Genomic DNA, 12831 nt, shown 5'->3' with positions numbered 1-12831 from the left:
AGATAGGTACATGAAAAAAAGATTAACCGTGTTACTTTCTGTAACAACCTCATTGGCTCTGCTTGCAAGCGCTTGCTCAGCTCCGAATAAGCCGGAAGGCAATGCAGCTGGCAATAAGGAGGTGGGCGGTAGCGATCAGGTGACAGAAGCGGGTGTATTCCCGATCACGAAGGAAAAGACAACACTCAAAGTCATGGTCAAGGGCTCCAGTATCGTCGAAAACTTTGCCACCAATGAATTTACGAAGTGGCTGGAGGATAAAACGAACATTCACATCGACTGGGAGGTTGCTCCGGAAAAAACGTTCCAGGAAAAGCTCAACGTATCGCTGGCCAGCGGTGATTACCCGGATGTACTGCTCAATATGAGCGTGTCTCCGATTCAACAGTCGATTTACGGAAAAGACGGCGTGTTTGTTGCGCTGAATCCTTACATTGATAAATACGGCGTCGAAATGAAAAAGATGTTCCAGCAGGTTGACTACGCCAAGGATCTTATGACGATGCCAGACGGCAACATATATTCGGTCCCTCAAGTCAATGAATGCTACCACTGTTCGCTTGGTCAAAAAATGTGGATCTACAAGCCATGGCTGGATAAGCTTGGATTGAAGATGCCAACCACAACCGATGAGTTTTATCAGGTGCTCAAGGCATTTAAGGAAAAGGATCCGAATGGTAACGGCAAGCCGGACGAAATTGCGCTTGTAGGCGCTACGAACGGACCGTCCTCGACGCTCGATTTATTTTTGACCGGGTCGTTTCTGGAGAAGGACTTCAACCTGCGCTTCGTTAAGGATGGCAAGGTGCAGGTGGCCTATAACCAACCGGAGTGGAAGGAAGCCTTGAAATATATGAACAAGCTGTATGCGGAGGGCCTTATTGCCCCGCAATCGTTCACACAGGATCGGAACCAGCTGAAGCAAATGGGCTTGAACCCGGAAATTCCAATAGCGGGAGTCATTGCTTCGCAAAATCAGACCGTATTTGTCGATGTTGACAGCCCGCGGTTCAAGGACTACGTGTCGATACCACCGCTCAAGGGTCCTGCTGGTGTACGTTCAACCTCGTATAACCCTTATGCCGTGTCCACAGGTCAATTCGTTATTACCAATAAGACGAAAAATCCGGCTGCCGCCTATCGTCTGGCTGACCTGCTGCTCTCCGAGGAAGCGACGCTTCGCAGCACGCAAGGCCGCCCCGATCAGGAATGGATACGGCCAGCTCAGGGTGAGCTTGGACTTAACGGGAAGCAGGCGGTCTGGAAGCCGATTGCGACGTTTGGCAAGCTGCAAAATATTCATTGGGCACAGTCGGGGCCGTCGCTGCGAACGAATGAATGGCGTTTAAGCGTTGCTGCAGATCCTAAGAACCCGCTTGAAATCATACTGTATAACGAAACGAAGGACAATTATTTTCCTTACAAAATCGATGTGAGTAAAATCGTGCCACCGATCTTTTTCACCAATGAGCAGGCTGAGGAGCTGGCCAATCTGGAGAAGACGATAACGGACTACAGGACCGAATTTTTTGCCAAAACGGTTACGGGCGCTCTGGACATCGACAAGGAATGGAGCAATTATTTAGCCACACTCGATAAAATGAACCTGAAGCGCTACCTGGACATTTACCAGCAGGCCTACACACAGTTCAAGTCCAAAAAGTAAGATTAGAGCCATAACAGGAGAGCTTTTGTTGAGAGGCGGTAGAGCCAGGTGCCGCAATCAGCAAAGGCTCTTTATTACTACCAATGCGAATAGCTGGAGATACAGGTTAAGGGTTAAAAGTAAAAGCTGCGCTGCTGATAGCTACAGCTGACTATTCGAGGTATGGTACACTGAAAGGAGAAGCATAAATCGAACGCATCCAGAGTGCGCGACAAAGGGAGTCGTGTCTATGGGCTTGACCCGTAATCCATTCAATAAACGCAGCGTGTTGGTCACATGGTTCGTTTCCTATGTATCTGTTCTGCTCGTCCCGGTGATGATCAGCGGACTAATTTATACAGCAACCTGGCATGTGGTGGAGGCAGAGGTCAATCGCTCCAACGAATCGATTCTGGGCCAGACAGAGCAGGCTATCGACAACAGTCTCCTCGGTATCGAAAGGCTCAGCATAGAGATCGCCCTTAACAAGCGTGTGGCCGGTTTCATGAATACGACGCTGCCGCTAACGGACAGTGACCGATATGATCTGTTCAATATTGTCAACGATTTGCGCGTGTACAAGGTGGCGAACGATTATATAGAGCAAATCTTTGTATATTACAAGAACAGCGATACGGTGTTATCGACCCGGGATCATATGGACAGCCGTGCGCTGTACAGAGCTGTTCGCGGAAGCGAAGATAAGAGCTATGAGCAGTGGAAGGCCTTTTTCGATAAGCGTTATATGAAAGAATATGTACCTATGCAATATGGGGACGGTGAGCAGGTCGAGAAGGCTATCGTGTACGCCAAATCGGCCACACTGGACAATTCAGACCAGTCTGGGGCCGTAATCCTGATCGTGATCAAGGAGTCCAAGCTGTTGGGCAGCATGACGCCGGCTTCTAACGCTTCCCTCGCAATTCTGGATTCGCAGAATCGCCTCATTGCATCCAAGGGAATTGTACAGAGTCCTGCCTTTTTAACCTATAACCGACTGGTTGACGATAAAGGCCTGTTCTATGAAGAGGACAAGGGGAACCGTCTGGCGTTGTCCTATACGACCTCGGAGATTACGGGCTGGAAATACGTTTCGATCATTCCGGCCGAGCTGTTTGACGACAAGATGCTGTATTTGAAGAAGCTGATCGTCATAAGTCTCGTATTGTGTATCCTGATTGGCGGACTTGTCGCCTACATTTACCTGAGACGGAATTATACACCGATCAGTCTGCTGATCCGCAGCTTTTCGCTCAAGTCGGGTGTATCCTTCGATGAAGGCTCGAACGAATATTTATATTTGCAGGCTGCGCTTAACAACACCTTTGACGAAAAGGAGAAAATCGATGGCAGGCTGATGCAGCATAGCGATGTGATTCGTGCGAGCTTCCTTCAAGGTCTGCTTAAGGGAAGGCTGGATCATAATATTCCACTGCATGAGTCACTCGCAGCGCATGATCTGCGAATCGTTTCGACCGATTTTGCCGTTCTGCTGTTCCATATTGAAACGTACGGCAAATTTCAAGCGGAAGGGACTGCCGATCCACGTAAATCAAGCTGCTGCATTTCATCATTCTGAATGTTGCCGAGGATGTGGCGGGTGAGCAGCATCAGGCGTTCACGACGGAAATGGATAATATGTCGGTGTGCATCGTTAATTTTGCTGCACAACCCGATGAGCTGGAGCTGAAATTAATGGCAGAGCGGGTGCAATCATTCCTGTTCGACCATTTTCACGTCCATCTCACGGTGTCCCTCTCCGGTATTCATCATGATTTATATGCGATACCAACTGCCTATCAGGAAACGCTGGAAGCGATGGAATACCGTATGGTTATGGGGAGCGGTGGAATTATTCGCTATGCGGAGCTGCCGATCCCTCGTGCGTCTGGTGAACCGGGAAGCTATTATTATCCGCTCCATGTTGAGCAGCAGCTGATTAACTTTGTGAAAATCGGTGATTTTGAACGTTCACGGGAATTGATCGAAGAGATCATTCGCAGCAATGTAGGGGAAATTACGATTTCCGTCTCCTTCGCCAAATGTCTGATGTTCGATTTGATCAGCACATTATTGAAGACAATGAGTGAGCTTCATACGATCGATAGGTCCAAGGTACTGGAGCATGCCGATCCTATCGAACGTCTGATTGGCTGCGAAACGATCAAAGATATGCAGGCACAGATTGTCGAGGTACTGGAGCAGGTATGCAGCTCGGTTGCCAATGATCACAGACACATGCATAACCCGCTTGCCGGGCAAATTATTGAATATGTCCAGGCGAATTTCTGCAACAGCAATCTGAATATCTCGATGATCGGTGAGGCGTTCAGCCTGACACCATCCTATGTATCCAAACAGTTCAAGACGTATACAGGTGAGGCACTGTTGGATTACATCAATAAAACCCGTATGGAGGAAGCCAAGAGGCTGCTCGCGCTGCAAAATCTGACAGTTACAGAAATCGCCGGAAGAGTGGGATATGCGGACATCAATACGTTCAACCGGATTTTTAAAAAGCTCGAGGGCATTACGCCGGGCAAATATAAGGATCTGCAGTAGCCGCTGCTGTTCCGGGTTACTAGGGTCAGGGGCTTGAATGGTTTATGGATTTGCGATTTTAATGATCGATTTCCGATTTTGAGGGGTTCCCTTAACCGGGGGCTCCCTGCATAATAGCTTGTAGGGTAGACAGATGCAGCATACTTAGGGGAATGAGGGAACTACCATGCCCATACGAAGGAACGTCAACCCGCGCTATATTTCAGTGTGCTTGCTGGCAGCGATAAGCCTTCTTTCATCCTGCAGCTTGGAGACGGCACCACAGCAGGATGCGGCCAATTCAACAGTGGAAGCTCCCGGGGAGCTGAATCGGGGTCAAACGCAAGGGACTTTAACCTCATGGGAGCCTATCAACACGAATCTGTTTACTATCGTCAATAATATGGCGGAAACGCCGTTTGGCAAACAGCTGGAGAAGGACACGGGCATTAAGGTGAAATATATGCACCCCGCTGACGGGCAGGCGAAGGAACAGTTTAACCTGCTGATTGCCTCCAACCATTTGCCGGATGTGATTGAGTATGATTGGAATAGCGCTTATCCGGGAGGACCAGAGAAGGCGATCGCTGATCAGGTCATTATTCCATTGAATGATTGGATCGACAAGAAGGCACCGAACTTAAAAAAGCTGCTTCAAAGCAATAAGGAGCTCGACAAAATGGTCAAAACCGACAGCGGCAAATATTATATATTTCCGATGGTTCGACCGGATAACGGGCTTGTATTCCGGGGGCCGATGGTCCGCAAGGATTGGCTTGATGAGCTGGGGCTTGCAGTACCGACGACGATCGATGAATGGTATACCGTATTGAAGGCATTTAAGGAGCACAAGGGTGCTTCGGCACCGCTTACTGCGATGTATAGTAATGAACTGATGATTCAGGACGCTTTTATCGGGGCTTACCGGACGGCCAATCGCTATTATATCGATGACCAAGGAAAAGTAAAATACGGGCCTATCGATCCCCAGTTCAAGGAAGCGCTCACACTACTGAGAACGTGGTACGCAGAAGGGCTGATCGATAAGGATTTTGCATTGAATAATGATTCGAAGGCATTGGATAACAGGATGCTCAGCGACAGCTCGGGAGCAACCGTTTATTTGGTCAGTGGTGGCATGGGGCGCTGGATGGAGACGGGCAGGAAAAAGAATCCCCAATTTCAGCTGGTGGGTGCTCCCTATCCAACGTTGAAGAAAGGGGAGCGGGCGTTCATTGGGCAGCGTGATTTTCAATATGCACCAGTAGGCAGCAAGGCCGTCTCAGCCACCGCCAAAAACCCTGAGCTAGCCGTTCAGTGGCTTGACTATGCTTTCAGCGAACAGGGAAGTCAATTGTTCAACTTCGGCATTAAAGGCGAGAGCTATGAGGTTAAGAATGGAGTGCCGCAGTACACCGATAAGATGTCGAGGAGCGGGAAGTACAATTTCCAGCAAATGATTTCACAGTACACCAAGCCTAACGGTCCCTTTCTTGGAGACGGACGCAAGAGCTTCAACACGTTCCCCGAGCAGGAAGGGACGATCCGGATTTGGGAACAAACGGATGCCGCCAAGCATGTTATGCCATTATTTCTAACGCCTACAATAGAAGAAAGCAAGGAAATGGCAAAGCTGAACACGGCGATTACCAGCTATAAGGAGGAGATGTTCCTCAAATTCATCACAGGCGTAGAGCCGCTGGACCGATTCGATGACTATACGAGGCGGATTCAAGAGATGGGCGTGGATAAGGTAGCAAGAATTTATCAGGATGCTTGGGAACGTTATAACAAGCGATAGGTCTGTATAAATGGATAAAAGGAGGAGCCTATGCATAATCAACCTTTAGAAGGTATCAAGCTTGATCTCGATTGGGAGTCCTATATGGGCAATCATGATATGGAATGGGTCGTGAAGCCAGTCTCGTGGGACGAAGGGGCATTCATTGGCAATGGTAATATCGGCGCGATGATCTATGGAGAGGAGCATTCGTCCAAGCGGCGGGTGCTGCGCTTCGTCGTGGGGCGCACCGACATCACGGCAACCCGAACCGACAGTACAGGCTTTAGTCCACGTGTGCCAATAGGAGAGCTTCATTTGGAGCTGGAGGGGATGATCTACCATCCGACCTGTATCCGAGTCGATTTGTGGAATGCAGAGGCATCTGCGGTTCTAACCACCACTCGGGGTGAAGTACGTCTGCGGGCATTGGCCCATAGTGAAGAGACGATTATGGCTGTTGAAATCGAGACATCCGAAGGAGAGCACGGTGCCAATTTTGTCTGGTATCCGTACCCTGAGGTTGATCCCGTATTGATAAATGCCGATGGCATCAATCTCAATCAGTATATACCGAAGATTGAAGTGGAACGGAAGCAGGTTGTCCAAAGAAACGAATCATCAGATACGAAAATCAAAATAGAGACGGAAGGCAGAGCGGTGCCGGGGCATGCAGCAGCCGTCGTTGAGGTCAACATCCAGCGTTACTCGCAAGGAGCTTCTGTCCCGCAGTCAGAAGGCTGTGTTAGTGCGTGGAATGAAGTGCAACTATCACCGAACCAAAGAATCTACTACCTATCCATTGAGAAGGGACACGACGAACAGGCACAGGAGCAGGTTGTCCAGCATGTGATGAATGCAGTTTCTCAGAGCTTTGATGAATGGGTAGCTGCACACCGCGATTGGTGGCACCGCTATTATCAACGAAGTCTGATCACGATCCCCGATGCCCGACTGGAGAGCTTTTACTGGATTCAAATGTACAAGCTCGCTTCGGCTACTAGAGCTGACCGACCGCTGATCGACAATCAAGGGCCGTGGTTGGCCCCGACACCTTGGGCGGGCGTCTGGTTTAATATGAACGTGCAGTTGAGCTATTCGCCTGTATATACCGCGAACCGCCTCGATATTGGGGAATCACTGGTGCGGGCGCTGGCTGCCTGCAAGGAGCAGCTGATTGCGAATGTCTCTGAGCCTTATAGAGACGATTCGGCCGGACTCGGGCGCAGCTGCAGCTACGATCTGCGCAGTGAGGTTGGTGACGAGGTCGGGAATCTGACCTGGATTTGCCATAACGTATGGCGGCAGTATCGCTACTCGATGGATGAAACCCTGCTGCGAGAGATGCTGTTCCCATTGCTGCGTAGAAGCATTAATTTTTATTTTCATCTGCTGGAGGAAGCGGAGGATGGCAAGCTGCACCTGCCGCCAACCATTTCCCCGGAATACGGCTCTTTTATGAAAACGAAAGTCCGAGACTGTCATTATGATCTGGCGCTGCTGAGGTGGGGCTGCGAGACGCTGCTGTGGATGTGTGATCGACTGGAGGTAACGGACCCGCTGCGCGATCAATGGGTGGACGTGCTGGAACGGCTCACGCCATTCCCGATGGATGGAACCGGGCTCATGGTTGGGCGCGATACGCCGCTTGCGTATGGTCATCGTCATTTTAGCCATCTGCTTGCGGTGTTCCCGCTTCACTTGATCGGCAGCGACAGCTCTGAGGATAGAGCGCTAATCGCCAGGTCGCTTGCGCACTGGATTGGAAAAGAAGGTGATCTGCGCGGCTTCAGCTTTACGGGAGCAGCTTCGATTGCCGCCACGCTTGGACGTGGTGACGAAGCGCTTGGCTATTTGCAGACGCTGCTGCATATCATCAAGCCGAATACGATGTACAAGGAAGCTGGGCCTGTTATGGAAACGCCGCTAGCTGGAGCGGAGTCGCTTCAGGATATGCTGCTGCAAAGCTGGGGAGACACGATTCGCATATTTCCGGCTGTGCCGACTGCATGGCGAGAAGCGGCTTTCCATGATCTGCGCACGGAAGGTGCTTTTCTGGTCAGCGCGCAGCGTGAGGATGGGAGCACACGGTTTATCCGCGTGAAAAGCTTGGCGGGCGAGCCCTGCAAGGTCAAGACAGGCTGGAGCGGCGCCGTTAAAATGATGGCCATCGGGCCCGCGCCTGCGCGGAGTGGGTCAGAATCTCATGCTGCTGGCGTGGTGGAGCTGCAGCCTGACGAACGCGGAGTGGTGGAATTGTCCTTGGTGAAGGGTGATGAAGTCGTTCTGTACCAGGGGGATACTGTCCCTGATCTGGTTATCCATGCTGCCGCTCAAATAAAGCAGCAGCCCATCCGCTATTTCGGTGGACATAAGCCTTGGCGTGTACATGCAGCAAGATAAGATAGCTTCACGGATATAAAGCGCGGCAGACTCATAAGGCAGCATCAGGGAAGGACTGTGCAGCGGGAAATCAGGTCAAGCCTTCCCCCTGAGCAGCCGAGCTTAGCTCTTTTTGCCGAAAAAAACAGCAAAATCGAGATATTTATATATGCAATCCACGTCAGTGAAACCAGCTTGCTCCAGCCACTTTATTTGCTCGCCGAGCTTGGCGTTGATGTCGAGCTTTCTTCGTTCCACCGAGGCGTCGATAGACTCTTGGGAAAGGCCACTGTTATTAATATGGGCTAACCAGCGCTGCTTGTGGTATTGATCGATCGCTGGGGTGTTGCCCTGAACCTGATCAGCATTGACAAAAATACCGCCTGGATTCAGCAGCTGATAAACGGTTGCGAACAGCTGTCTCTTGGCAGGATGGGTCAGGTGGTGGATCGACAGGGAAGAGACGATAATATCATACGATTCAGGAAATTCGTAGCTGGAATAGTCACCGACGATGTATTGCACGTGATCCTCCTCGCGGAAGCGACGGCGTGCTCCCTCCAGCATTTGATCGCTGAGGTCCATCAGAGTAAGGTGCGCGCTGGGGTGCTTTTGCAATACCATTCGGGAAAATAGTCCCGTTCCCGCACCCAGATCGAGTATACGCGGGGTCTGTTTATGACTTTCCGTTAGAGATAGTGCCATCCCATAAAACTCATCAAAACAGGGAATCAGCTGTCTCCGCTGCTGGTCATATTCATTAGCGACGGCATCGAACAATGTTTTGACTGATGGGTTCATATGAAAACCTCCTTGGTATGGGTTTCCTTCATTGTAGCGAGAGATGTATAATTGAGGAAATATATAAAATGAATGGTGACTATAGGGGAATCCTATATGTTGTCAAAGGCTTAAATAAGAAAAGCACAATAACACTCGGTAAGTGCTTTTACTATCGAAGACAGGGAGGGGAACCGTATGAAGCCGTTCACGTTGAACGTTATCGCAATTATTAAAAGTATCCCAGAAGGGTATGTGATGACCTATGGGCAAATTGCCGAGCTTGCAGGCAGTCCGAGAGGGGCAAGGCAGGTTGTACGCATCCTGCATTCGCAAAGTCGGGTCCATCAGCTTCCCTGGTATCGTGTTGTGAATGCAAAGGGAGAAATCGCTTTTAATAATGAGGAGTCGCGCTTTATGCAGACGTTCCATTTGAATAGTGAAGGTGTAGCTGTGAGCGACGAAGGACGCATTGATCTGGAGCAGTACCGTTACATGCCGGACCCGGAAGGATTGCCGGAATGAGGTCCACTTGCAGTGACTTCTGAATATTCTTGATCCGTCTCATTTATTCAAACAAAAAAGTCTTCTTAATCAGTGGCTGACTAAGCTTATGTCCCGTAGTAATAGAGCGCCTTTTTCAAGGTGTCCATCTTACAGGTCACAGTTCAGGCAGGACTGATTGAAGACTTTTTTATGACGTTATCAACTTAATGAATCACCGCTAGAGGTCCGGTGAGGAACGAGCTCAGCATTCGAATCAGAGGATAGGTTAAGGCTTCTGCTGTGAAGGAGCGCAAACCCCGTCGACACACGCCTCACCCTCTGCTGTGCTGTCGGGAGTATGAAGTAGGGTCAGCGGCTGCTCCTCTTCCCATGCCCTCTGCAATGCACCTAAGAACACTTCGCTCGATTGTGCGCCTGAAATCGCATATTTACGGTTGATCACGAAAAAAGGAACCCCGCGCACACCTAATTTGCCTGCTTCCTCCTCATCATTACGGACTTCAGCTGTGAATGCCTGGCCAGCAAGCATCTGCAGAGCCTCCTCCTTGTCAAGTCCGACCTCTGCGGCTAACGCGGCTAAGGTCTGATAATCACCAATATGCTTGGACTCAGTGAAATACGCATGCAGCAGGCGCTCGGTCATTTCGCGCATAAGACCATGCTGGGCAGCGAAATGCGCCAAACGATGCGCATCAAACGTATTTGTCAAGATCATCGTGTCAAATTTAAAGGTCAGTCCAACGGATTGTGCCTGAGCGGCCACACCGGCATTCATTTCCTTGGCTTTCTCCAGGCTCATTCCATACTTGGAAGCCAGCATTTCATCTACGCCATGAGGCACATCGCGTTCCGAATTGGCATCCAGCTCAAAGCTGCGGTAAATCACCTCGACGTGATTTTTGTTCGGGAACTGTTCAAGGGCTGCCTCAAAACGACGTTTACCAATATAGCAAAAGGGGCACATAAAATCGGACCATATTTCAATGTTCATAGTTAACCTCCGGGTAAGTTGGGATTTGATGGAAGCTCGCGATTCCATCGATTCATGCTTACTATAGAAGTGTACTTGATGGCGAAGCATAAATCCAGCGCTGCTAGAGCAAGTGGTCTAGCTGGGCAAAACAGAATCGATGAAGCGGCCACTGCTCTGGATTAGCTGGATGCTGTGAATATCAGAAGGCTCGAATTACATTCGTTCAAGCAGGCTTGCTGCGTGCTTTTCTGAGTAAATATACAAAATATGGTGCTCCGATGACAGCGGTCATAATGCCGACCGGAATCTCCCGCGGGATGATCAGGATGCGTCCCAGGCAATCGCCAAGCAGCATCAGGTCGGCCCCGATCAGCGCAGCGAGCGGAATCAGCCATTGGTGCCGGGCGCCAACAATACTGCGGGCGATGTGCGGTGCGATCAGGCCGATAAAGCCGATAGCGCCAACTGCCGATACCGATATGCCGGCGAGGGCTACAGCGAGCAGCAGCAGCCAAAAGCGCTGCCGTACAATGCTCAGGCCGAGCGAGGTTGTCGTTTCATCGCCAAGCTGAAACACATTCAGCTTGGAATAATGGAGCCATACCACAGGCAGCAGCACCGCGATCCAGGGCAGCAGCGAGTAGACGGCATCCCACCGCTTGCTCCACAAGCTTCCCGCCAACCAGAGCAGTGCCATATTAATGTCGGTCGGATGCATCACAATTAAGTATTGCGTGCCCGCCTGAAAGACAGCTCCAATCGCAATACCGATCAGCGCAAGCGAGGCCGGCGTCATGGTCAAGCGTTTGCTGAGCAGCAGTAAAATGCCAAAGGCGGCAAAGGCGCCGATAAAAGCAGCTATCGGGAGAAAATAGCTCGGCGCTTTGGGAAACAGAAAAATAACAGCGGAAGCAGCCAGTCCGGCACCTTTGGTAATGCCGATCACGTCGGGGCTAGCAAGCGGATTACGCACAACGCTTTGCAGGATGACACCGCCGACAGCCAAGCCAAAGCCCGCCAGAATGGCGACAAGAACACGCGGCAGGCGCACCTCGTAAATGATAAAAAAGTATTTATTATTTTCATGCAAAATGCTGGACCAAACGTCCTGAAAGGAAACGGGCACAGCTCCCAGACGGAGTGAGACTACCGCTAGCACCAGCATCAGCACAAACGCCACAATCAGAGCAGCAGATTTTTTCATTAGCGGGCACCTCCCTTTTTACGGGCCAAATAAATGAAGAAGGGAGCGCCAATTGCTGCTGTCACAATGCCAACGGGAGAGTCATAAGGAAACGCGATAAACCTGCTGAAAAAGTCGGCATATACAAGCAGTGTTCCTCCAAGCAATGCTGTGAGCGGTGCCAGCACAAGAAGCTGATTCCCAACCAAGGCTCGCGCGATATGAGGGACAATCAGGCAAATGAAACCGATCGGTCCGCATATTGCAACTGCAGAGCCGGCCAGTACAATAACAAGCAGCACGCTGATAGCACGAATGACCAATACCCGCTGTCCGAGTCCCGCCGCTACTTCATCGTCCAGCAGCAGGAGGCGGAAGGAAGGCAGCATCAGACCAAAGGCGAGCAATCCGCCGATAAAGAACGGAAGGATCGTACCGATCTCCTTCCAAGCAGCTTGACTGACAGAGCCGACGAGCCAAAACATCATGCTGTCGGTAGTTTGCTGATTCAATATAATGAGCCCCTCCGTCAGTGAAGAGAGCAGAAAATGGATCGTAATCCCTGCCAGAGCCAAACGGACATATTGCTTCGAGCCAGTTCCCGCAAGTGTCCAGACGAGGAGTGCTCCAAGTGCGGCCCCAATAAAACCAAGGTAGACAGAGCCTGTAAGCGAAACATTCTTGATCACCACCAAACCAAACACAACGGCAATGGCTGCCCCGGCATTGATGCCGAATACGTGGGGAGAGGCCAGCGGGTTTTTGGTTGTGAGCTGGGTCAGTAATCCGGCGAGTGCCAGTTGAATGCCTACTATGCCTGCTGTTAAAGTGCGCGGCAGACGCAGCGTCTGGATATAGAGATGATTTTTATCATGTCCTTGATACGTTAAGGCTTCATACAAGACACGCCATGATATTTGCGCCTGGCCCCATTTGACACTGCACAGAAATCCAATGACCAGTAACAGAAAGGAAACAGAAAAAAGAAAGAGCAGAGACCTGGTTCGGTTCTGCTTTTCCAATTGGACCTTGTTTATCAT

10 protein-coding genes are annotated in these 12831 nt (G+C 50.4%); 6 read left to right on the top strand and 4 right to left on the bottom strand.

Annotation, left to right across the window (positions count from 1 at the left end; translation table 11 throughout):
- Positions 1-10 precede the first annotated feature (10 nt).
- The 5 genes from LRL21_RS10070 (at position 11) to LRL21_RS10050 (ending at position 8369) form a co-directional block, all read left to right on the top strand.
- Positions 11-1666, top strand: a complete 1656-nt coding sequence (locus LRL21_RS10070; RefSeq protein WP_240415648.1) for an ABC transporter substrate-binding protein — start codon at positions 11-13, stop codon at positions 1664-1666.
- 229 nt (positions 1667-1895) lie between these two features.
- Positions 1896-3224: a cache domain-containing protein gene (locus tag LRL21_RS10065; protein ID WP_240415647.1), complete on the top strand. Its 1329-nt coding sequence runs from the start codon at positions 1896-1898 to the stop codon at positions 3222-3224.
- A 14-nt stretch (positions 3225-3238) separates the two neighbouring features.
- Positions 3239-4207: a helix-turn-helix transcriptional regulator gene (locus LRL21_RS46210; RefSeq protein ID WP_240415646.1), complete on the top strand. Its 969-nt coding sequence runs from the start codon at positions 3239-3241 to the stop codon at positions 4205-4207.
- A gap of 166 nt (positions 4208-4373) precedes the next feature.
- Positions 4374-5987: an extracellular solute-binding protein gene (locus LRL21_RS10055; protein ID WP_240415645.1), complete on the top strand. Its 1614-nt coding sequence runs from the start codon at positions 4374-4376 to the stop codon at positions 5985-5987.
- A gap of 30 nt (positions 5988-6017) precedes the next feature.
- Positions 6018-8369, top strand: a complete 2352-nt coding sequence (locus LRL21_RS10050) for a glycosyl hydrolase family 95 catalytic domain-containing protein (RefSeq protein ID WP_240415644.1) — start codon at positions 6018-6020, stop codon at positions 8367-8369.
- Between the two features lie 102 nt (positions 8370-8471).
- Here the strand turns inward: LRL21_RS10050 and LRL21_RS10045 are convergent, their stop codons facing one another.
- Complete coding sequence (locus LRL21_RS10045) at positions 8472-9149, bottom strand: class I SAM-dependent methyltransferase (protein ID WP_240415643.1); 678 nt, start codon at positions 9147-9149, stop codon at positions 8472-8474.
- 177 nt (positions 9150-9326) lie between these two features.
- Here LRL21_RS10045 and LRL21_RS10040 point away from each other — a divergent pair, with 177 nt between their 5' ends.
- On the top strand, positions 9327-9653 hold the full coding sequence (locus LRL21_RS10040; RefSeq protein WP_240415642.1) for an MGMT family protein: 327 nt from the start codon (positions 9327-9329) through the stop codon (positions 9651-9653).
- Positions 9654-9900: 247 nt separating this feature from the next.
- Here LRL21_RS10040 and LRL21_RS10035 read toward each other — a convergent pair whose 3' ends face one another.
- The 3 genes from LRL21_RS10035 to LRL21_RS10025 form a co-directional block, all read right to left on the bottom strand.
- The gene (locus LRL21_RS10035) at positions 9901-10626 is read right to left on the bottom strand and encodes a DsbA family oxidoreductase (RefSeq protein WP_240415641.1); all 726 of its coding nucleotides are present in this window, start codon (positions 10624-10626) and stop codon (positions 9901-9903) included.
- Positions 10627-10831: 205 nt separating this feature from the next.
- Entirely contained in the window at positions 10832-11812 is a 981-nt protein-coding gene (locus tag LRL21_RS10030) for a FecCD family ABC transporter permease (protein ID WP_240415640.1), read from the bottom strand.
- A complete protein-coding gene (locus LRL21_RS10025; RefSeq protein WP_240415639.1) occupies positions 11812-12831 on the bottom strand; it encodes a FecCD family ABC transporter permease in 1020 nt (339 codons plus the stop codon). The genes LRL21_RS10030 and LRL21_RS10025 overlap by 1 nt, the downstream gene beginning before the upstream one ends.

Source organism: Paenibacillus periandrae (assembly GCF_022458865.1).
Lineage (GTDB): Bacteria > Bacillota > Bacilli > Paenibacillales > NBRC-103111 > Paenibacillus_S > Paenibacillus_S periandrae.
The sequence above is the reverse complement of the archived record's forward strand: the minus strand, read 5'-3'. Positions and strand labels throughout refer to the sequence as shown.